The following is a 21,092-nucleotide window of genomic DNA, read 5'->3' as shown; positions in this document are numbered from 1 at the left end:
GCAAAGTGCGACGGGGATACCTCAACTGCGTTACTCATCCGTAGAGTTGGGGCGTCCGCCCCCGCGTGGAGAGGATCGCATGAGCACTCTGGAAGCCCTGACGCTCGACCAGGTGGTCGACACGACCCGCTATCCCCTGACGGCACTGGACGGAGCCGAGGGCCGGGCCGTGATCGACCGGGCCCGCCGGGACCTGGCCGAGGTCGGCTGCACCGTACTGCCGGACTTCGTCCAGCCGGCCCTGCGCGACCTGCTGCGGCAGGAATGCTCCGCACTGGCGCCCCGGGCGCACTACGACGTCGAGACGGTCAACGTCTACAACATCGCGGTCGACGACTCGCTGCCCGCCGACCACCCCGGCCGCATCCCCTTCGAGCGGGGGAACGCCTTCGTCGCCCGGGACCGCATCCCGCGAGCCGCGCTGATCAGCCAGCTCTACACCCACGAGGCGTTCCGCACGTTCATCGCGCGCTGCTTCGGCCTCGCCGAACTGCACGAACTCGCCGACCCGCTCGCCGGACTGGTCCTCAACGTCGTCGAGCCGGGCAGGGAGCACCCCTGGCACTTCGACACCAACGAGTTCACCGTCAGCATGCTCACCCAGGAAGCCGAGACCGGCGGCGCCTTCGAGTACTGCCCCGGCATCCGCTCCGCCGACGACGAGAACTTCGACGACGTCCGCGACGTCCTCTGCGGCCGGGGCGACCGGCTGACCCGCCGCCTCCCGCTGCACACCGGCGACCTCCAGCTCTTCAAGGGCCGTTACTCCCTGCACCGCGTCAGCCCCGTGGCGGGCGGCACCTCGCGGCACTCGGCGATCTTCGCGTACAGCGAGCGCCCCGGCGTCATCGGCAGCGTGGCCCGCACCCGCCAGCTCTTCGGCCGGGTGCTCCCCGAACACCTCGCCGCAGCCGAGAAGCGTGCCGTACGCGGCGACCAACTGCTGGACTGACCCGCCACGGGGCATCCTCCGTACGACAGGGCGCCCCGCCGCACACCGCAGGAGATCCGCAGGACCACCCGCAGGACGTTTTCCCATTCGCGATCCACGGAGGAGCAACCCCGTGCGCTTCGACACGACCGGAAAAGTCTCGCTCGACCACATCTACACGCAGCCCGACCCGCGTGCGTACTTCACCGTGCTGCGCACGCTGGACTATTGCGTGCCGCAGCTCGCCAAGCCGTACTTCGCCAAGCTCGTCAAGGAGTACCGCGAGGACCACCGGGTGGCGGCACCGAAAGTCGTCGACATCGGCTGCTCGTACGGCATCAACGCCGCCCTGCTGAAGTACGACGTGGGCATGGACGAGCTGTACGCGCGCTACGGCGACGAAGCGACCGCCGGCCTCACCCGCGAGGAACTGCTGGCGCGCGACCGCGAGCTGTCCCGCGCCCGCCGGCCCGCGCACCCCACCCGCGTCGTCGGCCTGGACTCCTCCGAGAACGCGCTGTCGTACGCGCGGGAGGCCGGCTTCCTCGACGACACCGTCCACGCCGACCTGGAGAACGAGGACCCCACGCCGGACCAGCGCGCCCGGATGGCCGGCGCCGACCTGGTGTTCTCCACCGGCTGCGTCGGCTACGTCACCGAACGCACGCTCACCCGCGTCGTCCGCGCGCAGGGCGCCCACCGGCCGTGGATGGCCCACTTCGTGCTGCGGATGTTCCCCTTCGACCCGGTCGAGCGCGCCCTGGCGGGCCTCGGCTACGAGACCACCCGCGTCGACGGGATGTTCAAACAGCGGCGGTTCGCCTCTCCGGAGGAACAGACGCTCGTCCTGGACACCATGTCGGAGGCCGGAGTGGATGCCACCGGGCTGGAGGCGGAAGGCTGGCTCTACGCACAGCTCTACGTCTCCCGCCCGTACGGCCCGGCAGGACGCGCCAGGCCCCTCGGACGCACCAGGTCCCTTGATCGTCACGACCCGAATCGAGAGCAGCTTTGAACCCCAGTCGGTCCACGGCCACCGCCCCCTCGGGCAGCGCCGCCCCGTCCGTCTCCGCGCCTCCGTCCACCTTCGCCCACGAGGACACCCTGCCGCGGGTGCCGCTGCCGACGCTGGCGGACAGCTGTACGCGGTTCCTCGACTGGTGCGGTCCGCTGCTGACCCCCGAGGAGCGGGCGGCGACCGAGGCGGAGGTGGCCGCCTTCAGCGGTCCGGACGGACCGGGCCCGGCGCTCCAGGCGGCGCTGGAGGAGTACGACCGCACCCCCGGCGTGCACAGCTGGCTCGACACCTTCTGGCCGTACCGCTACCTGGGCCGCCGGGACCGCATCGCCCTCAACGCCAACTTCTTCTTCCTCTTCCAGGACGCGGGGCTGCCGCAACTGGAGCGGGCCGCCGGGCTGATCGCCTCGGCCGTCGCCTACAAGCGGCGGCTGGACCGGGAGGAGATCCCGCCGGTGCTGCTGCGGGGCGCGCCGCAGACGATGGAGCAGAACAAGTACCTCTTCTCCACCACCCGCATCCCGGGCGCCCAGCAGGACACGGTCCGCCACCCGTACTCGGCGGAGTGGCCGGGTCCGTCCGACGCGCGCCACGTCGTGGTGTTCTTCCGGGGCGCGATGTACCGGATGGACGTCCTGGGCGCCGACGGCACCCCGCACACCCCCGCCGACCTGGAGGCGGGGCTGGCCGCCGTCATGAAGGCGGGTGCGGAACCGGCGCGGCGGGACACCTCCGTCGGCTCTCTCACCACCATGGCCCGCGCCGACTGGGCGGCCACCCGTGAGACGCTGCGCGCGCACCACCCCGGCAACGCGGCGGCCCTGGACGACATCGAGACCGCCCTCTTCTGCGTCTGCCTGGAGGACTTCGCGCCCGCCGACACCCAGGAGACCTGCGACGAGCTCCTCTACGGGGACCGCGGCAACCGCTGGTTCGACAAGGCCGTCTCCTTCGTCGTCTTCGCCGACGGCCGGGCCGGCATCAACGTCGAGCACTGCGGCCTGGACGGCACGACGATCCTCAGCTTCGTCGACACCCTCCTCGGCACGCCGGCCGAGGAGCAGTCCCGGGAGTCGGGCGCCCGCTCCCAGGGCCGCCCGGAGTTCTCCGCGCTCACCTGGCACCTGGACGACGCCCTCCGGGCGCGTGCCGACGCCGCCGCCGAGGCCTTCGCCCAGTACGGCGCGGACACCGCTACGCAGACCGTCTCCTTCGAGGACTTCGGTTCCACGGCGGCCAAGGCGCTGCGGGTCTCGCCCGACGCGTTCGTGCAGCTCGCGTACCAGCTCGCCCACCAGCGTGCCAAGGGCAGGCTGGGCGCCACGTACGAATCGATCGCCACCCGGCAGTGGCGGCGCGGCCGCACCGAGGCCATGCGCGTCGTCACCCCCGAGATCCAGGCGTTCGTGGCGGCCATGGAGGACCCGGCGGCCGACGCCGGGACCCGCCGGGCGGCCTTCCGCGCGGCCGCCGCCGCGCACGTCACCCGGGCAAAGGAGTGCCAGGCCGGGGACGCCCCCGAACAGCACCTCTGGGAGCTGGAACTCATCCAGCGCCGCCGCGGCACCGAGCTGGGCATCACCGAACAGCCCGCCCTCTACCGCTCCCCGGGCTGGCTGACCATGCGCGACGACTACCTGAGCACCAGCTCGGCCCCGTCCGAGAACATCCAGTTCTTCGGCTTCGGCTCCACCAGCAGCCGCTGCATCGGCATCGCGTACGTCCTCCTGCCCGACCGCTTCAACCTCTACCTGAGCACCCCGCGCCCGGTGGCCGACCAGATGCACGCCTTCGCCACCCACCTCCGCACCGCAGTCACCGAACTCCGGGAACTGCTGGCGGGGGAGTAGCGCGGAACGATCTCCGCCGGCTGAGGGCCGCCACCCGGATCGGGGTGGCGGCCCTCATGGATGTATCACTCATGAATGTGCTGGTGGGGCCGGATTTGCCCCGGCCCCGGGGCGGTATGTCACAGTGGGCCGTCCTGGTGGGCCGGGCGCGCGCGTGCGCTGCCGCTGCCGGGAAACCCCCTATCTCAGACGAGCCTTCCGGTCGCGCCTGCCACGTGCCCGGAATGTCGGAGTCTGCGCATCTTCCTGTCCCTACCTCCCCTCAGAGAGCGATGCTGGCAACGACTCTTGTCCCCCGGACCGCCGACCTGTTCGACCAGGGCCTGGAGAGCCGCACCGGCTCGGCCCTGTTGCGCTTCGGTGCCGCGCGGCAGCGACCGGCCGGCCGGGCCGGCTGGACCGGCGACGGCGCCGCCGCCTGGCTCGACGACGCCCGCGGCCATGTGTGGAGCGTCGGCGAACCGGAAGCCGCCGCCGGACTCGTCCTGCGCGCGGCCCTGGGCCTGCCCGACCGGGTGCGGGAGTTCACCGGCCCCCGCGGCACCGAGACCCTGGTCGGCCGCCACCTCCCGGTGACCGGGATCGTCGAGTGGATCTTCCGCTGGACGATGGACGAGCCGCCCGTCCAGCGCGGCGAGGACCGGGTCGTCGCCCTCGACGAGTCCCACCACGACGAGCTGCTCGCCTTCCTCAACGCGCACAGCCCCGCCCACTCCACCGGCCCCGGCGCCGAGGGCGTCAGCCTGTGGGCCGGCATCCGCGACGCGGACGGCCGGCTGGTCGCCTGCGGCGCCCTGAGCAGCCTCCGGGACAGCGGCGCCCCGCTGATGGCGTCCGTCGCGACCGACGCCGCCCTCCGCGGACAGGGCCTCGGCGCGGCCCTCACCTCCTGGCTCACCCGCTACGCCGTACGCCGCCACGGCTTCTGCACCCTCTGGCAGCTCACCGACAACACCCCCGCCGAACGCCTCTACGACCGCCTCGGCTACCGCAACGAAGACCCTTGCGTCTCGGGGCGGATCGCTTCCTGAACGCACGGCCGGTCTCTCCCGGCAGCACAGGCGCGGAACCTCCCGTTTCGGGCTATACCAGAGGATCAGTGGTGTCCTGATGTGCGGCTGACGGGAGGTCCGGCAATTGCTGACCATCGACCTGGCGGTCTTACTCGCTGTCATCCTCTTCCTGGTGATGCGTCGTCCCCCAAGGCCCAGAAAGCGCATCGATCAGGTCCTGGTGGTGTTCGCCGCTGTGGCATTCGGAGTCCTCATCGCCACCACCCCGCTCGGTCAGGGAATCCTCGACCTCCTCGGCGAAGTCACACGCGGCGTATCACAAGCCGCCTCCTGAACGCCGCGAGGGCCGCCACCCGGAAACCTGGATGACGGCCCTCGTGCGACACTAGCGCCGCTCTTAGAGGTCTGATGCCCTCGCCGCTACGAGCGGGGAGGGCATCAGCGCTTCCTGACGAATCTCTGTCACGCGGCTTCGGCACCGTGCGGCGTGTCCGCCGCACCGGTCCGTGCGCTTCGCAGCCGCGCCGTCCACGCCGTGATCTGGGTGAGGTGTTCGAGGAGCAGCCCGACATGAGGGTCAGGCTGCACCAGCAGGGTCGTCAGCCCGCCAGCGGTACGTTCTGCGGCCCAGGTGTGGTCGAGGCTGGTGAAGTCGTCGTCGATCCAGGCGACCGGTGCGTCGCCGAGCCAACTGTCGACGTAGTCGCGTTTCCACAGGTAGCCGTTGGGGTGGCTGGTCGTGATCTGTGGGCGGGGAAGATCGACGTACGGGAGGGGCGGGAGGTCGAGCAAGGGCCCGATCATGGTGGCGGCGTCCTGGCGCCAGCTCGTGCACCAGACCGGCGCGAAAATTCCAGTGCGGATGAGGTCCAGAAGCATGGGGCCGTGGGCTGGGTTGAGCCAGACCGTGACGGGTTGGTCAGGGTTCCGGCCGGTCGGGAGGACGTCGTGGCGGTCGTGGGTTGCGGGGGTGGTCCCTTCCGGGGAGGGGAAGGGGATCAGGACACCGTCGATGTCCATGAGTAAGTAGGGCAGGCGCATCGGTACCTCCGGGTAGGTGGGTGAGGCGTGTGGGTCAGCCCTTGCGTGCGGTGATGAGGAGCGTGGTCGGGCAGGAGTCGCCGCGAGAGCCGTAGAACTCCTGAGCCGCGGTGAGCCGCAGACCAGCGCGGTCCAGATGGGTGGCCCAGCGGTCGGTGTCGAACTCCCAGCGGGCGATCGGCAGGCGGGAGCCGTCGGGTACCGCGACGTAGTCCCGGAGCGGCCGGTCATCGAGGGAGGGCCGTCGCCCTCCCCGGGCGGGGTGCGGTACGGAGAAGGCCAGGATGCGGCCTGGGCGTAGGCGGTCTGCGATGGCCGGCAGCAGGAGCTTGGGGTCGACGAGGCCGACGGCGCCGAAGACCGAGCAGATCGCGTCGTACGGCTCGTCGGTGGCTTGCAGGTAGTGGAGGGCGTGGCCGGCGGCGAAGGTGACGCCGGCCAGGCGCCCATAGTGGGAGCGGGCGCGGCGGACCTGGAGGCCGACGAGGTCCACACCGGTAGCTATGGCCGCTCGTCGGGCGGCGAGGTAGGCGACGTTGTGGCCGGGGCCGCAGCCCAGTTCTAGGATCCGCATGCGCCGCAGGTCCGTGCCGAGGATTTCCGAGCCGGGGCCGAGCCCCGGTCGGGTGGTCCATTCCATGCGGCGGGGGACGGGCAGCGGCTGGGCGGGGCTGTGATGGGTGCGCTGGAGGGCGTGGGCGTGCCAGGGGGAGGCTTGGGCCAGCATCTAGACCTCCAGGAGTTGGAGGGTATCGGTGAGGTGGCGGCGGACGACTTTGATGTAGGCAGGGTCGGTGGCCGGGTCGTTGATCCAGCGGATGGACTGCTCCATGAACCATTCGATGGCCCACATCCGGTGCCATCCCAGCGCCCATACCTCCGCCGACAGCCCGCCGCGTCGGGCCAGGACGTCGGGAGTTCCGCCCTGGACCGCGTACGTCTCCAGGAAGGTGCGCAGACGTGCGGGGTCCGGGGTGTCGATGGTGCCGTGCCAGCTGGCGAGGTCGAGCAGGCCAGGACCGGTGAAGGCGCGGGCGAAGTCCAGCAGCCGCCAGCCGTGGTGCCCGAGGTGGAGGCTGGTGGGATGGAACTCGGAGTGCACCCAGCCGAAGGGGGCGATGGCGGCGCCCTCTGCCCGCGTGTCGGCGGCCTTGGCGATCTGCCCCAGGCCGGTTTCGATGTCGTCAGTGTCCTGCCAGCGCCCGGCCTCGCGAAGGCACCCGAGATGCTCCAGGGCGCGAAGAGGTAGTTCTCGGAGTCCCTTCTCATCCAGCGTCGCCAGTGCGTGGGTCGGCTCTGCTCCGTGCAAGGCGACCGCGGCAGCGGCGCCGTCGAGGCTGTCGGCCTCACGGACCGGCTCGCCGAGGTCTTCCAGCAGCATGCCGAGCCAGCCTTCACGTACGGCCGAGGCGTGGACCTGCGGCACGGGTACACCGCAGTTGTGGGCCAGGCGAAGGGCCTGGTCCTCGCGGTCGAACGGTCGCTGGGCGTACTTGAAGATGGCCGTACTGCTGTCGGGAAAGGTCAGCCGTTCGACGCCGGACATTGACCACACCCGTACCTTCGCCCGCTGCGGTGCGGGCTGGGTGGTGAGGGTGAACAGGTCGGTGAGCAGTTCGGCGATCAGGGTCTCGTCCATGGACAGTGCTCCGGTCAGTGAGGTGAGCTGGCGACGTCCGGGGCAGGCGAAGACGGCCGGCCCGCCCCGGAGCCGTACAGGTGCCGCGAAAGCGGTTACGCGGCCGGGGTCACGCGGTGGGCGTAGACCCGTTCGATCCACCCGGCCTTGAAGGCGGCCAAGTCCTCGCGGAAGGTGGCCATCGAGGCACCGTAGGGCGCGACGACGCCACCGGACTGGTCCGGCACGGACTGGCAGCCGTGCACCAGCCGCCCGCCGAGCGCGGCATGCGCCTTGATGGACTCGATCCGGCGGTGCTCGTTGAACCAGCCTCCGTGGTAGACCTCGTCGAGCAGGCCGCCCATCGCCTGGTCGAGGTCGAAGACGACGGAAGTGGCGGCCGGGAAGAACCAGCACGGGCCGACATTGGAGATGCGCCCGTCCAGCTCCACCTTGTTCAGCGCCATCAGCGTGGCGGCCTCGCGCAGCATCCGCAGATGCGCCGCGGTGACCTGCGGCAGGCCCAGGCCCGCCAGGTGCTCCTCGCGGAAGAGATAGGCGTACACCTCGTACGCGGTGGCCAGCACACGCGCCGCGTCCGAGGTGGACTCGGCGTGCTCCTTGATGAATTTCAGCGCCAGCTGCTCGACCGCGCTCTCCGCGGTCTCCTCGACGGGCAGCAGCCGGGCCTTGACCAGCTCCCAGTCGGCGACGAGCCAGCTCGCGGACTCGAATCGGAAGAAGTACTCGGCCGGGTCGATGGTGATGCGCCGGCCCTCGACCTGGATGCCGGACAGGCGGCTCCAGCGCGGATCGAATGCCTCGGGCAGCTCGACCGTGATGGCCGCGGTGTTGATGGTGGTCACCGTGTCTCCGTCTCTCATCAGACGGGCCGGGGCATAGGAATGCCCGGGCCCATGGCGGTGTACGGAACTGCGGGAGCCGCCCGGCCAAGGGGGAGCCTGGAACACGGTCTTGCCGTTCCGGGCGGCTGCGAATAAGTGAACCGCTCGCCACACACAGTGGGTACGGTGGTGAGGGGGCCGAGGGGTATACACGGTTTACAGCTCTGGATCGGAGAGGCCGTGGCAGCGCCCAGAGAATCCAACGCACGCCTGCGCGAGACCATCGAGGCCATCGGCTGCACATACGAGGCGCTGGCCAAGGACGTTCGCCGCATCGCCGCCGAGAACGGCGAGATCGTCAACACCAATAAGTCGGGCGTCTCCCACTGGGTGAACGGCACCCGACGCCCCTCCGGCCGGATCCCGCAATATGTCGCCGAGGCGCTCTCCCGCCGTGCCGGACGCACCATTACCCCTGCCGACATTGGTCTGGCCGCCGCCGAAACGTCCGCCCTCGGCGACGCTGACCCGGTGATTGCGGCAACCGAACTCGGCAGAGCTGATGTCCAGCGCCGCCGCTTCCTCGCGGTCGCCACCTTCACCACGGCCGGCGTCGCCATGCCACTGGGCTACGACCATGAGGCCACCTCCCGCATGCTCCGCGCCAGGACCGCCACTACCGCGGTCGGGGCGGAGGACGTCGACGTGGTCCGGCAGATCACTGCCGCCTTCAGCGCCGCCGACGAACGCCTCGGTGGCGGCCACGGCCTGACCACCGTCACCGCCTACCTCGCCGACACCGCCGCGCCGATGCTCCGCGCCCGCTTCCCTTCCGAGGACGTACGCCGTGCCGCCTTCGGCGCGGTCGCCGAACTCGCTTACCTCGCAGGCTGGAAACACCACGACCTTGGTCAGGAAGGGGCAGCTCAGCGCTACTACCAAGTCGGCTACCAGCTGGCCTGCGAAGCCGACCCCCACGGCCACGCCGCCTGGATGATGCGGGCCCTCGCCCACCAGGCCCTCAGCCTCAAGCAGCCCCACCACTGCGTCGCCCTCGTCGAAGGCGCCCTCGCCCGCGGCCTCGGCCACGTCGACGGCCAAACCGAAGCCCTCCTCCACATCACCCACGCCCGCGCCTACGCCGCCGTTGGCGACAAGGCCCCCGCTGCCCGCGCCCTCCTCGCCGCCGAAGACGCCCTCCTCCGCGACGACAGACCGCAGCCCAGCTTCTCCCTGGTCAGCGGCCCGGCTGCCGGCACCGTCGCCAGCCACACCGCCCGCACCCTCACCGACCTCACTGACCATCCCGGCACCGAACTCCAGCACCGAGCAGCTCTCACCCGCTGGGACCCGATCAAGTACAAGCGCGTCCATGCCCTCACCTACGCGGACCTCGGCGACAGCCTCGCCGCCCAGGCCCGCGCCGACGAAGCCGTCGCTGCCTGGACTCAGGCCCTCACGCTCATGAACGGCATGACGTCCGACCGCACCCGCAAAGCGATCTCCTCCATCAGATCGACGCTCGCGATCTACCAGCGCCGCAAGGTGCCCGGAGCCGCCGACCTCGCCCGCCGGGCCCGCGAAGCCCTGACCTAACTGACCTACTATGCCGATCAACCCGGCCGATGAAGGGATCCCCGTGGCTCAGCCGAACACCGACGACCGCCCCCAGGCACTCAAGCCCGCCCTCGACTCCATGACCCTCCTCGTCGCGGCCGTCATCGTCCACGACAAGGCCACCAACCGCGTCGTTCTCCTCCAACGCAGTGAGAACGCCAAGTTCGCCCAGGGCATGTGGGACCTCCCCGTCGGCAAGAGCGAACCCGGCGAGCCCATCACCGAAACCGCCGTTCGCGAGCTCTACGAGGAGACGGGCCTGACGGTGAAGCCGGAGTCGCTCAAGGTCGCCCACATCATCCACGGCGCCTGGGGCGTCGAAGCCCCCAACGGCTTCCTGACCGTCGTCTTCGTCGCCCACGAATGGACCGGTGAGCCCGAAAACCGAGAACCGCGGAAGCACGCCCAGGTCCGGTGGGTCGGCGCCGACGCTATTCCCGAAGCGTTCGTCGACACCACCGCCAGCGCCCTCCGCCGGTACCTTGCTGGGGGCCCGGAGGTGTCACTGGACGGCTGGCGATAGAGGCGCCCATGCGGCTCGACAGGTTGCCAGAGCAGGCTTTTCGCCACTTGTTCTCGGCAACCAAGATCGGTCGCATGATGATGAGCGAAGTAGCCACCAGGAGCGTTCTTGCCTTGTGAGCGCCGCCACCGCCTACGCGAGCTCAACCTCTACCGTCAGTTCAACGCTGAGCCAGACGGGGCGAGGCAAGCGTCAGCCGTCAGCTGTCGGGGGCCGTACACCGGAACTACACGTCTGGCAATCCTCTGCAGTAACGTCATTGACCGCTCGGCAGTCACCGCAACTCCAGTGAGTGGGCGCAGGCAACGATTCACGTGCATGCTTGGGCCGGACCGATAGGTCGGCATCTTGGCATAGCGCGTTCATGATCGATCCGTCGGAGTCAAGCCCTGAAGCCACCGGAATCGTCATTCGTGCGGCATATCGGTGGTCCGCCGAATCTGACGCGGCGGACCACGCCAGCAACGGCCTGCGCTCGCCCCCAGAGGTGAGAATCGCGACCATGTAAAGCAGTCCCGCCCGCCACCGGCTCCAACTGGCCATATCCTTCTCGAGAAGCTCCTGGCTGCACCATGGTGGTTCGTTCACGTGGACGAGAACGACTGCCGCTGCCCATGCGATCCAGTCGGAGTCCGCTTCAAGGCACGACAGCAACCTTCGTTGCTGCTCGGTCGTGAGAGCCGTATTCAGATCGTCTGAAGGTGAAGGTTCGACCACTGGATTTGTGGCAGCCACCAGCCAATCCCCATTTACGGTCTGGCTGTCGGTTGCCTCTTCGCTTATCCGCTGAATATGGCGAGCCTGTCTTGCTACCGCCGACTTGTCGATGCCGTACGCGTCAGCTAGTGCGTCTAGCCAACAGCGTCGAACCTCTGCACTGTCACGCACAAAAGCTCGATCAAACTCGACTGCTGCAACTTCGCCGTAGCCGGTTACTGTGAGCAGGTCAGCGATATCGGTCAGCGACCAGAGTGTGTCGTCGTTTGGGGTTTCACCCGGGGCAGCGAGAGAACTGAGGTCGGCAAGAAGTTCTGTTCTGTATTCCTTGTGTGTAGACGCCCATCTTTGAATATCCGCAGCAATGCTGCCCCAGCGTCGGCTAATATCCACGCCCGCACGCACAAGTGCGGCGAAGATGCTGTCAGCGATGCCGCCACTGGCATGCATTGCGATCTGGAGCATTCTCTCGCCCGTGTCCTCCGCGAGTTCGTCAAGGTGACCGGCTGCGCCCAAAGCCACATGGGCCAGTCCAGGTGCGAGGCGTCCTCCGCCAACCAGGGCGTAGCTTCGACGGCTCTCTCGAACCATCTTCGAGTCAGGCGGAAGCGGAATTGCCAGTGCTGAATGAACCGCAGCCACCCCCGCGTCATCCAAGGAGCGACTGTCCGTCGTCGCATCAGTCAGCTCGCACAGTGCCGTGGCGATCGTTTCAGAAGGCTCATCGAGCGTTGCCGCCGCGACCAGGTTGGCACGCTGGGGCCTGCACGAGCTTGGTAGCGCAAGTAGGCAGGCAGCTTGGACAAATGGCCATGGGCCAGCATCGCGGCTCTTATCCCAGAGCGTCGGAAACCAGGTCGACGGGTTTCTAGGGCCCCGTTTCGCAGGTGGGCCGTCATTGCAGGAGGCGAGAGCTCCGGCGGTGAGTTGGCTCAAAGTACGTTCGATCGCATCGGGTGTAAGCGCCACGATCCCCCGGATCGCAAGGTTGGCCACCATAAGAGTGGCTTCTGGCCGACCAGTTGCCCCGACTTCGAGGAGTGCTTCGATGGTTCTGGGGGCGAGTCCGGCGGCGAGCGCGATCGCACCATCTGAATCGGTGTAGATGAGTGCTTCGCTCAGCCAGTGCCTCAGTTCCTCTAGAACGCACGTACTCGCCCACATCGCAGTAGCGATTTCGGCGAACACTTTGCTGCGGGTCGTGAGTTCGTCTGCAGCGTTCACGACGAAGACAGCGACGTGCTCGTCCCAGAAGCGGAGTACTTGTTCTGCCACCTCACGAGCTTGGGCAGGTGGCATAGCCCACTCCCCGGGGTCCCTCAGCATCTCGACCAAGGATACGAGGGCTTCTGCGCGCGGCGGAGTTGCTCCACCATCGAGGATGCGTCCCAACACGGTGAATCCGCGGAGCAGCATGGCGGAGGTCAATGCAGGCGACCAAGGCCGAGCCGGGCCCAGAGCCTCACGCGTCTGCTCCCATCTCTGCACGGACTGCTCGACAGCTCGATGCAGCAAAGTCGCGCGGCCTCTCGGAAGGTCTGCGTCTGATGCGCTGGCGCAGATCAGCGCCAGCAAGATAGCCAGCAGCGGTACCGCGAGGAGGTGGTCGTGCTGGTCTCTGGCGTCTCTAATCCACGCCCGCCGCGTCGCCAACCACACCTCTCGGTCGGACTCAGCGACGCGTGTAGCAGCACACGCAACGAGGATGTCGTCAACGGTGCTATCCAGGTCGCTCGGAGCCGCCAGTTCCACGCGCGGGAGTCCGAGTCGAGCAGCCGGGATCTGGGCGTTCGCCCGCGTAGCCAGTACAAAGCCGGTTCTGGGGTGCAGGGAGTCGAGGATGTTGGCGAGTTGCTGCGCGACCCACGGTGCGCGAGCGCCGCACTCGTCAAGCCCGTCACAAAGGACGATGGCACGACCTTGCACGAGTTCCTCAGTCAGGTATTCAGCCAGAGGCACACGCTGCTCGGCGGCGACCACGTCTGCCGTGGCCCCGTCGATTATGCCGTCGATCGTCAAGCGATCGGGCTGCTGCTTCATCAAATGCGGCAACGACACTCGTACCGGAACAGGGGCATGAGGGTGTGTGGCGCAGTGCGCAGCGATCTCTCGCAACGCGACAGACTTCCCTGAACCCGGCTGACCAACGACGAGCATGCGGCGCCAACGCCTCAGGTACCGGAGCAGACCCTCGGACACGTGTGAGCCCTCAACGTCGATCTTGAGCCCGTCGAGGAGTCCGTCGACGACAAGGGTGGGGAGATCTTCGGCGAGCAGACTGAGGTCCAGCCGTCCAGCATCTGCCTTCAGCCGGCCGCGGTAGTTATTGACAGCAGCTAGCCGAGATGCGACGCGCATGGCCGCCGGACCACCTCGGTCAGCAATCACAGTCAACCCAGCGCTGTTCAAGGCCATAACCCAGGCGTCGATATCGCTTCCGAGCGCCTCGCCAGCCTGCCGATGAAAGAGGTCAGAGAGAACGCTCACGGCGCGCTGCCCCTGCTCATCGACAACGACATAGTCCATCAGCGCAGCCAAGAGGTCTCGGGCGGTCGCCGACCCCGTTGAATTGGGCAGGTGGAGGACGCGTGCTCGGTCCAGGACCAGCTCGCGAGCGCTTGCTGGGAGCAGGTCGTAAAGGGCACCGAACGCGTCACGTTCGTACTCAGTCTCCATCCTCAGCCCGGCCCTGTGCCGCCGCAACACGCGGTCGAGATACTTGGCAGGGCCGGTAAAATCTTCACCCGCGATGACCAGAAGATCGTCAGGGTCTAGCTCGGAGGCTTGCGCGACCCAGCCGGCGACGGTCTCCTGGAGCGGGCGCGCCTTGCTGACCTTGCGCTTCGCGGAGACATACGCGCGGCGTCCGTCAGAGAAGGTGACCCGGATATCGTCGGTCGGATCGTCGGTCTCGAAGTCAAGCCGAATCGGAACTACCCCGTCCGGCAGGTCCAGACCCGACACCGAGCGGCTGCGCAGCCCATGCACAGCAAGGTGTGTGGCCAGAGCGCATCGGAACACACTGCCAACCTCGCCAGCCTGTCCTGCCCGGCTCATCACAACCTCCCCGGAACCGCAGAGCTGATACCTGTGCGCCTGCCCCAATGCGGACACATTGCGCAGGATTGATATCTGTGGACCATCTTGGACTCCAGCCCCCTATGCCAGGTACTCAGGCAGGCGTCCTGCTATAGCAGCATGGAATTGAGATCAGCGTGAACGAGGCACACGGCCCGAGGTCGATCTCCCGGCCTGTACTGACTCGTCAACATATGGATGAGCGTAGCCGCCTCCCTCATCAACCGAGCGTTCTACTGCTGACAGGTCGGGACTGAGAAGCAGCACTCGAACGAGCAGGAGACGCAGCAGTCGGCCAAGCTGCCGTGTGCCCAGCGCCTGAACTCCACCCTTGCCATGAAGAGCGTTGGCCACCATCGCCCGCCACCCGAGTAGTCGCCCCGTCAGTGGGGTGACACCTGCAACGCGTGAGGGCCGCTACCCCGTTGCAGGGGTAGCGGCCCTCACTGTCGTTACTGACGCTTGGTCAGGCACGTGACCGGGCGGTGCACACGCGGTGCACCAGGGGGTGGAAAACAGCTGGGAACCGTGAGAACTCGCGAGAAGAGTTTCCGCAGGTCACAGTCAGTTTCCGGAAGATCGCCCAGGTCGCCCGACCTCGCTTCTTAGAGGTCGAAGTACAGCTCGAACTCGTGGGGGTGCGGGCGGAGCTGGATCGGGGCGATCTCGTTGGTGCGCTTGTAGTCGATCCAGGTCTCGATCAGGTCCGAGGTGAAGACGCCGCCCTGCTGGAGGTACTCGTTGTCCGCCTCCAGGGCGTCGAGGACCGCGGGGAGCGAGGTCGGGACCTGCTGGACGTTCGCGTGCTCCTCGGGAGCCAGCTCGTACAGGTCCTTGTCGATCGGCTCGGCCGGCTCGATCTTGTTCTTCACGCCGTCCAGGCCCGCGAGCAGCAGCGCCGAGAAGGCGAGGTACGGGTTGGAGGACGGGTCGGGCGCACGGAACTCGACGCGCTTGGCCTTCGGGTTCGAGCCGGTGATCGGGATACGCATGGCCGCGGAGCGGTTGCGCTGCGAGTACACCATGTTGACCGGGGCCTCGAAGCCGGGGACCAGGCGGTGGTAGGAGTTCACCGTCGGGTTGGTGAAGGCCAGCAGCGACGGGGCGTGCTTGAGGATGCCGCCGATGTAGTAGCGGGCGGTGTCCGAGAGGCCCGCGTAGCCCTGCTCGTCGTAGAAGAGGGGCTCGCCACCGGACCACAGGGACTGGTGGACGTGCATGCCGGAACCGTTGTCACCGAAGATCGGCTTGGGCATGAAGGTCGCGGTCTTGCCGTTGCGCCAGGCGACGTTCTTCACGATGTACTTGAAGAGCATCAGGTCGTCGGCCGCGGCGAGCAGCGTGTTGAACTTGTAGTTGATCTCGGCCTGGCCGGCGGTGCCGACCTCGTGGTGCTGGCGCTCGACCTTCAGGCCCTGCTTGTCCAGCTCCAGGGAGATCTCCGCGCGCAGGTCGGCGAAGTGGTCGACCGGCGGGGCGGGGAAGTAGCCGCCCTTGTAGCGGACCTTGTAACCGCGGTTGTTCTCGACCGCGCCGGTGTTCCAGGCGCCGGCCTCGGAGTCGATCTCGTACAGCGAGCGGTTCGCGGAGGTCTCGAAGCGCACCGAGTCGAAGACGTAGAACTCGGCCTCGGGGCCGAAGAACGCGGTGTCGGCGATGCCGGTGGAGGCGAGGTAGGCCTCGGCCTTCTTCGCCACGTTCCGCGGGTCACGGCTGTACTGCTCGCCGGTGATCGGGTCGTGGATGAAGAAGTTGACGTTGAGGGTCTTGTCGCGGCGGAACGGGTCGACCCGCGCCGTGGACAGGTCCGCGCGCAGCGCCATGTCGGACTCGTGGATGGCCTGGAACCCGCGGATCGAGGAGCCGTCGAACGCCAGCTCCTCCGTCGGGTCGAACGCCTCCGCGGGCACCGTGAAGTGCTGCATCACACCGGGCAGGTCGCAGAACCGGACGTCGACGAACTTGACGTCCTCATCCGCGATGAACTTCTTGGCCTCGTCGGCGTTCTGGAACATCCAACTCCTCCTAGCCCGGTCACCGGTCGGCGGCTCGGGGTTGCTCCTCGGATCGCGACCATGTGCGGTGGCGCGCTCGCCCGACCTTAGGTAGGCGGGATTTCCCAAGCATGACCCATTTGTTTCGCTCAGGTTAACCGGCGCGCGGCGGCCGTGGCCCTTCGTGGCGGGCGCCCGTGGCCCTTCGTGGCGGCCGTGCCACGTACCGGTACGGCCGTGTCACGCCGCACGGCGGGGCGGTCGCCGTACCCCGTTACGGGCGCCCCGCCCCGCGGGAAATGTATGCGGTCGCAGTACCGTGGACGGGTGGACAACAGGCAAGCAATGGGATCGTGGCTCTCCGGGCCCCGCGCGGCGGCCGAGGACATGGGCATCGACTTCGGTTACCGGGGCCAGCAGCTGGGGCTGCCGGAGCACGGACCCGGCTCGATCGCCCGGCCGGGCCGCCGGATCGTGGCCCTCCTCGTCGACTGGGCGCTGTGCATGCTCATCGCGTACGGGCTCCTCAGCGGCGGCAAGGCGAACGCGGCGAGCAACTGGGCGCTGCTGGTCTTCCTCGTCCTGACCCTGCTCACCGTCGGCACGGTCGGCTTCACGCCCGGGAAGCGGCTGCTGGGCCTGCGGGTCGTCGCCGAGGGCGGCGGCCGGCTCTCGCTGCCGCGGGTGCTGGCCCGGACGGTCGCGCTGATGATCGTCATCCCGGCCGCGATCTGGGACCGCGACGGCCGCGGCCTCCACGACCGTCTGGCCCGGTCCGTACAGGTACGGATCTGAGGCGTCCCCGCACAGGTACGGATTTCGCGGCGCGTCCGCGCGTACGCACGAGAGCGGCCCGGGACCATGAGGTCCCGGGCCGCAGCCGTGTCGTCACAAGGCTGTGTCGTCACAAGGCTGTGTTGTCACAAGAACGTGTCGTCACAGGGACGCCGGAGGCGTCACCGCATCCGGCCGCCCTTCGGCATCCGCATGCCCTTGGGCATCGGCCCCTTCGGCACCGGCATGTTGCTCATCAGGTCGCCGAGCGCCTTCAGCCGGTCGTTGGTGGCCGTCACCTGGGCGCCCGGAAGCACGCGCGGCAGCTTCATCAGCGTCGTGCGCAGCTTCTTCAGCGGTACCTGGCCCTCGCCGTCACCGACCACGAAGTCGTGGACCGGCGCGTCGGCGACCGTACGGGCCATCCGCTTCTTCTCCGCGGCCAGCAGGCCACGGAGCCGGTTCGGGTTGCCCTCGCCGACGAGCACGATGCCGGGCTTGCCGACCGCACGGTGCACGACGTCCTGGTTGCGGTTCATCGCGACCGCGGGCGTCACCGACCAGCCACGGCCGATGTTCTCCAGTACCGCCGCCGCGGCACCCGGCTGGCCCTCCATCTGACCGAAGGCGGCCTTCTCGGCCCGCCGGCCGAAGATGATCGCCATCGCCAGGAAGGCCAGCAGGAAGCCCAGGATGCCGGCGTACACGGGGTGGCCGATCAGGAAGCCGATGGCAAGGAGAACGCCGAATACGACGATGCCCACGCCCGCGACGACAAGACCGACCTTGGAGTCGACCCGACGGGTCATCTTGTAGGTCAGGGCGATCTGCTTGAGTCGCCCCTGGTTCGCAGTGTCTGCGTTTTCCTTCCTCGCCATGTACGAAAGTTTACGTGGCCGAGGTGCTCCGGGTCGCCGCGGCCTCCAGTACGTACTGGGCGGCCCGTCGGTCCTCCGCCCGGCGCCGGTCCTCAAGGACGGCAGTCCAGGCATTTCGGCGGGCGGTGCGCTGACCGTTGCGCATCAGCAGCGACTCCACGGCGCGCAGGGCGCCGGTGACGGACGGGATCGGCAGAGCAGCCGGGATCGGCAGAGCAGCGGTGTCGCGGACGGGCGCGGCCTGCATGGCGTGAGTCCCCTTCGGGGTGGTGGGAACAACGGGGGTGTGAGCGGTGCGTGCATCCATCGTCACTGAAAGCCTTACGGAAAGGTGTTACCAACGGATGACCGCACGGTCAAACGCCCATGAAACGTCGGCACGGCCCGCACCCCTCCAGCCTGGGAGAAGTGCGGGCCGCACTGTCCGGCGTGTGCCGGGATTCACATCCCCGGGGCCCGAAACGAGCGCTCACGAATGCAAAGAATTCACGAATGATCATGCGGATGGGCGGCGCCCGAAGGTGATCGACGTGGTGCTACGGCGCCCCGTCCACCATGCGGGCGCTTCCCGATGGTGATCACATTGCGGGGCGCTGCCCGGCAGTGTGCTCACACCGCCGGGCGCTTTCCCGAGGGTGTGCTCAGACCGCCGGGCGCTCCGCCTCTTCCGCGCGCTTGTCCATCGCCTGCTGGTAGAGCCGGCCGGCCCGGTACGAGGAGCGGACCAGCGGCCCGGACATGACGCCCTTGTAGCCGATCTCCTCCGCCTCCTCCTTCAGCTCGACGAACTCCTGCGGCTTCACCCAGCGGTCGACCGGGTGGTGCCGCACCGACGGGCGCAGGTACTGGGTGATCGTGATCAGCTCGCAGCCCGCGTCGTGCAGGTCCTGCAGCGCCTCGCTGATCTCCTCACGGGTCTCGCCCATGCCCAGGATCAGGTTCGACTTGGTCACCAGGCCGTCCTTGCGGGCCTCGGTGATGACCTTCAGGGACCGCTCGTAACGGAAGCCCGGGCGGATCCGCTTGAAGATCCGCGGCACCGTCTCCACGTTGTGGGCCAGCACCTCGGGGCGCGAGGAGAAGACCTCGGCCAGCTGGTCGGGCTCCGCGTTGAAGTCCGGGATCAGCAGCTCCACGCCCGTGTCGGGCATCAGGCCGTGGATCTGCCGGACGGTCTCGGCGTACAGCCAGGCGCCGCCGTCGTCCAGGTCGTCACGGGCGACGCCGGTGATCGTGGCGTAGCGCAGCTCCATGGTCTGGACGCTCTCGGCCACGCGGCGGGGCTCGTCGCGGTCCAGCTCCTGCGGCTTGCCGGTGTCGATCTGGCAGAAGTCGCAGCGGCGCGTGCACTGGTCACCGCCGATGAGGAAGGTGGCCTCGCGGTCCTCCCAGCATTCGAAGATGTTGGGACAGCCCGCCTCCTGGCAGACCGTGTGCAGGCCCTCGCTCTTCACCAGGCCCTGCAGCTGGTTGTACTCGGGGCCCATTTTCGCCCGGGTCTTGATCCACTCGGGCTTGCGCTCGATGGGGGTCTGGCTGTTCCGGACCTCCAGGCGCAGCATCTTGCGTCCGTCGGGTGCGACAGCGGACACTCCGGCTCCCTAAGCTTCGTTTCTTCGGCGTACCCAGGGTACGCCCGTTGATTCGCACGTCTTTACGTGCTGCGCAACCCGCTACCGCCGGGCTGCATTCCGCCGGGCCCGCTCGTGGGGGCTCCGGCGGGCCGGGTCAGACGGCGCGGGGCAGGAGCTCGGCGTTCTCCAGCACGTCCGCCAGGTGCTTCTCGGCGACCGGCAGTACTTCTTCGATGGTGACCTCACGGCCCAGTTCGTACGAGAGCGATGTCACGCCCGCGTCCCGGATTCCGCACGGCACGATCTTGTCGAACGAGGTGTTGTCCGGGTTCACGTTCAGCGCGAAGCCGTGCATGGTGACGCCCTTCGCCACCCGGATCCCGATCGCGGCCAGCTTGCGGTCCTCACGGCGCTGCCCGGCGTTGGACGGCGCGTACTCCGGACCGTTCAGCCGCGGGTCGAACAGCTCGTCGTTCACGCGCGGGTCGAAGTCGAGGTTCAGGCCGCCCAGGGCCGCGCGCTGCTCCACGGGGTCGCCCAGCACCCACACACCGCTGCGGCCCTCGATACGGGTGGTCGCCACGCCGAACTCCGCCGCCATGAGGATCAGCGCCTCTTCGAGGCGGCGTACGTGCGCCACCACGTCCACCGGGCGCGGCAGCTTCTGGATCGGGTAACCGACCAGCTGGCCCGGACCGTGCCAGGTGATCTTCCCGCCGCGGTCCACGTCGACGACGGGGGTGCCGTCCAGCGGGCGCTCGTTCTCCGCCGTACGCCGGCCCGCCGTGTACACGGGCGGGTGCTCCAGCAGCAGGCAGGTGTCCGGGATCTCGTCGGCGAACCGGGCGGCGTGCACCCGGCGCTGCTCCTGCCACGCCGTCTGGTACTCCACGGCGTCGGCGCCGAAGCCCATCCGGACAAAGCGCAGCTCACTCATGGCGGCTCCTCTTATCGCAACCTTCGCGCCCGTCCCCACTGTACGGCCGTGCCCGAAAAGCACGTCGGGCGGCCGGTTACGAGGGGGTATGGGGGGCGGTCGCGGGATGGTGCGGCGGTGCGGGGCCGGTGACGGGGCGGTGTGAGGGGCGGTCTCGGGGCGGTGCGGGGGCCGGTCGCGGGGCGGTACGGGCGCGCGGAGCCAGCCGCAGCTTCTCGCTCCCCGCGTGCACGGCGCTCGCCGCAGGTGTTCTTCCCCCGCGCGCACGGCGCTCGCCGCACTTCCTCGTTCCCCGCGCGCACGGCGCTCGTCCCGCCGCGGCGCCCCGCTGCGCGCTGCCGCGGGTGGCTGTGGAGGCGGCCCGGTACGCATGCGGGTGATCGCCCTCCACTGTGCGTGCGGACGGCCGCCCGATGTGCATGCGGGCAGCCCTCCGGTGTGCGTGGCGGCGGTCGCCACGAGGGACGGCGGCGGGCTCTCAGGGGCGAGGCCGGGCAGGCGCCGGGGGGCGGGCCGGGCAGGGCGTCAAGAGGGAGCGCGGAACCGGACACCAGGTGTGGACCGCGGGGAGCCGTGTCGGCCTGCGGAGCTGTGCTCACACGATCGGATGAACGCGGACGAATCGTGGCCGGAAGTCCTCCTTGGGCCGCTACATTCACGCCGTTCCAGGAGGGCGAAAGCGCC

At 68.7% G+C, this 21,092-nt stretch carries 18 protein-coding genes; 8 read left to right on the top strand and 10 right to left on the bottom strand.

All coding sequences use genetic code 11. The annotated features are described in order from the left end of the window. Window positions 1-79: 79 nt before the first annotated feature. From ABZ840_RS31990 to ABZ840_RS31970, 5 genes are all read left to right on the top strand, one after another. A complete protein-coding gene (locus tag ABZ840_RS31990; protein WP_361565631.1) occupies window positions 80-952 on the top strand; it encodes an arpA protein in 873 nt (290 codons plus the stop codon). Window positions 953-1,064: 112 nt separating this feature from the next. Further along, window positions 1,065-1,946 carry a class I SAM-dependent methyltransferase gene (locus ABZ840_RS31985; RefSeq protein WP_361565628.1) on the top strand — a complete coding sequence of 294 codons (882 nt, stop codon included), beginning with the start codon at window positions 1,065-1,067 and terminating at the stop codon, window positions 1,944-1,946. Between the two features lie 98 nt (window positions 1,947-2,044). Further along, on the top strand, window positions 2,045-3,799 hold the full coding sequence (locus tag ABZ840_RS31980) for a choline/carnitine O-acyltransferase (RefSeq protein ID WP_361565849.1): 1,755 nt from the start codon (window positions 2,045-2,047) through the stop codon (window positions 3,797-3,799). Between the two features lie 272 nt (window positions 3,800-4,071). After that, a complete protein-coding gene (locus ABZ840_RS31975) occupies window positions 4,072-4,830 on the top strand; it encodes a GNAT family N-acetyltransferase (RefSeq protein WP_361565626.1) in 759 nt (252 codons plus the stop codon). Between the two features lie 106 nt (window positions 4,831-4,936). Then, entirely contained in the window at window positions 4,937-5,146 is a 210-nt protein-coding gene (locus ABZ840_RS31970; RefSeq protein ID WP_361565623.1) for a hypothetical protein, read from the top strand. Window positions 5,147-5,274: 128 nt separating this feature from the next. Here the strand turns inward: ABZ840_RS31970 and ABZ840_RS31965 are convergent, their stop codons facing one another. The 4 genes from ABZ840_RS31965 to ABZ840_RS31950 all read right to left on the bottom strand — a co-directional run bounded on the left by ABZ840_RS31965 (window position 5,275) and on the right by ABZ840_RS31950 (window position 8,337). After that, window positions 5,275-5,853, bottom strand: coding sequence for an HAD domain-containing protein (locus tag ABZ840_RS31965; RefSeq protein WP_361565621.1), 579 nt, complete (start codon window positions 5,851-5,853; stop codon window positions 5,275-5,277). 34 nt (window positions 5,854-5,887) lie between these two features. Beyond that, window positions 5,888-6,580, bottom strand: coding sequence for a class I SAM-dependent methyltransferase (locus tag ABZ840_RS31960; protein ID WP_361565618.1), 693 nt, complete (start codon window positions 6,578-6,580; stop codon window positions 5,888-5,890). Next, complete coding sequence (locus ABZ840_RS31955) at window positions 6,581-7,492, bottom strand: aminoglycoside phosphotransferase family protein (RefSeq protein WP_361565615.1); 912 nt, start codon at window positions 7,490-7,492, stop codon at window positions 6,581-6,583. A 95-nt stretch (window positions 7,493-7,587) separates the two neighbouring features. Beyond that, window positions 7,588-8,337: a hypothetical protein gene (locus ABZ840_RS31950; protein WP_361565612.1), complete on the bottom strand. Its 750-nt coding sequence runs from the start codon at window positions 8,335-8,337 to the stop codon at window positions 7,588-7,590. Between the two features lie 219 nt (window positions 8,338-8,556). Here ABZ840_RS31950 and ABZ840_RS31945 point away from each other — a divergent pair, with 219 nt between their 5' ends. Beyond that, entirely contained in the window at window positions 8,557-9,912 is a 1,356-nt protein-coding gene (locus tag ABZ840_RS31945; protein WP_361565610.1) for a tetratricopeptide repeat protein, read from the top strand. 10 nt (window positions 9,913-9,922) lie between these two features. Continuing rightward, window positions 9,923-10,456, top strand: a complete 534-nt coding sequence (locus ABZ840_RS31940; RefSeq protein ID WP_361565607.1) for an NUDIX domain-containing protein — start codon at window positions 9,923-9,925, stop codon at window positions 10,454-10,456. Between the two features lie 192 nt (window positions 10,457-10,648). Here the strand turns inward: ABZ840_RS31940 and ABZ840_RS31935 are convergent, their stop codons facing one another. After that, entirely contained in the window at window positions 10,649-14,230 is a 3,582-nt protein-coding gene (locus ABZ840_RS31935) for a hypothetical protein (RefSeq protein ID WP_361565605.1), read from the bottom strand. A 626-nt stretch (window positions 14,231-14,856) separates the two neighbouring features. Further along, complete coding sequence (glnA, locus tag ABZ840_RS31930) at window positions 14,857-16,266, bottom strand: type I glutamate--ammonia ligase (protein ID WP_361565602.1); 1,410 nt, start codon at window positions 16,264-16,266, stop codon at window positions 14,857-14,859. A 306-nt stretch (window positions 16,267-16,572) separates the two neighbouring features. On the opposite strand from glnA, the gene ABZ840_RS31925 reads away from it, so the two are divergent. After that, a complete protein-coding gene (locus ABZ840_RS31925) occupies window positions 16,573-17,040 on the top strand; it encodes an RDD family protein (protein ID WP_361565600.1) in 468 nt (155 codons plus the stop codon). Window positions 17,041-17,201: 161 nt separating this feature from the next. On the opposite strand, the gene ABZ840_RS31920 is transcribed toward ABZ840_RS31925, so the two are convergent. The 4 genes from ABZ840_RS31920 to lipB all read right to left on the bottom strand — a co-directional run bounded on the left by ABZ840_RS31920 (window position 17,202) and on the right by lipB (window position 20,408). Then, the gene (locus tag ABZ840_RS31920; protein ID WP_361565597.1) at window positions 17,202-17,897 is read right to left on the bottom strand and encodes a DUF4191 domain-containing protein; all 696 of its coding nucleotides are present in this window, start codon (window positions 17,895-17,897) and stop codon (window positions 17,202-17,204) included. 10 nt (window positions 17,898-17,907) lie between these two features. Beyond that, window positions 17,908-18,144, bottom strand: coding sequence for a hypothetical protein (locus ABZ840_RS31915; protein ID WP_361565594.1), 237 nt, complete (start codon window positions 18,142-18,144; stop codon window positions 17,908-17,910). Window positions 18,145-18,538: 394 nt separating this feature from the next. Then, window positions 18,539-19,489 (bottom strand): lipoyl synthase, encoded by a 951-nt coding sequence (gene lipA / locus ABZ840_RS31910; RefSeq protein ID WP_361565591.1) that lies wholly within the window; start codon window positions 19,487-19,489, stop codon window positions 18,539-18,541. A 136-nt stretch (window positions 19,490-19,625) separates the two neighbouring features. Then, entirely contained in the window at window positions 19,626-20,408 is a 783-nt protein-coding gene (lipB, locus tag ABZ840_RS31905) for a lipoyl(octanoyl) transferase LipB (protein WP_361565588.1), read from the bottom strand. Window positions 20,409-21,092: the final 684 nt, after the last annotated feature.

It is taken from the genome of Streptomyces sp. NPDC047117 (assembly GCF_040643545.1).
Lineage (GTDB): Bacteria > Actinomycetota > Actinomycetes > Streptomycetales > Streptomycetaceae > Streptomyces.
Note: the sequence above shows the minus strand (reverse complement) of the source record. Positions and strands in the feature narration are given on the sequence as shown.

Bases quoted from the DNA above. Each gene is read 5' to 3' on its own strand.
- ABZ840_RS31990 (WP_361565631.1), top strand. From the start codon at position 80: ATGAGCACTCTGGAAGCCCTGACGCTCGACCAGGTGGTCGACACGACC.
- ABZ840_RS31975 (WP_361565626.1), top strand. From the start codon at position 4,072: ATGCTGGCAACGACTCTTGTCCCCCGGACCGCCGACCTGTTCGACCAG.
- ABZ840_RS31965 (WP_361565621.1), bottom strand. From the start codon at position 5,853: ATGCGCCTGCCCTACTTACTCATGGACATCGACGGTGTCCTGATCCCC.
- ABZ840_RS31960 (WP_361565618.1), bottom strand. From the start codon at position 6,580: ATGCTGGCCCAAGCCTCCCCCTGGCACGCCCACGCCCTCCAGCGCACC.
- ABZ840_RS31955 (WP_361565615.1), bottom strand. From the start codon at position 7,492: ATGGACGAGACCCTGATCGCCGAACTGCTCACCGACCTGTTCACCCTC.
- ABZ840_RS31940 (WP_361565607.1), top strand. From the start codon at position 9,923: ATGCCGATCAACCCGGCCGATGAAGGGATCCCCGTGGCTCAGCCGAAC.
- ABZ840_RS31935 (WP_361565605.1), bottom strand. From the start codon at position 14,230: ATGAGCCGGGCAGGACAGGCTGGCGAGGTTGGCAGTGTGTTCCGATGC.
- glnA (WP_361565602.1), bottom strand. From the start codon at position 16,266: ATGTTCCAGAACGCCGACGAGGCCAAGAAGTTCATCGCGGATGAGGAC.
- ABZ840_RS31920 (WP_361565597.1), bottom strand. From the start codon at position 17,897: ATGGCGAGGAAGGAAAACGCAGACACTGCGAACCAGGGGCGACTCAAG.
- ABZ840_RS31915 (WP_361565594.1), bottom strand. From the start codon at position 18,144: ATGCAGGCCGCGCCCGTCCGCGACACCGCTGCTCTGCCGATCCCGGCT.
- lipB (WP_361565588.1), bottom strand. From the start codon at position 20,408: ATGAGTGAGCTGCGCTTTGTCCGGATGGGCTTCGGCGCCGACGCCGTG.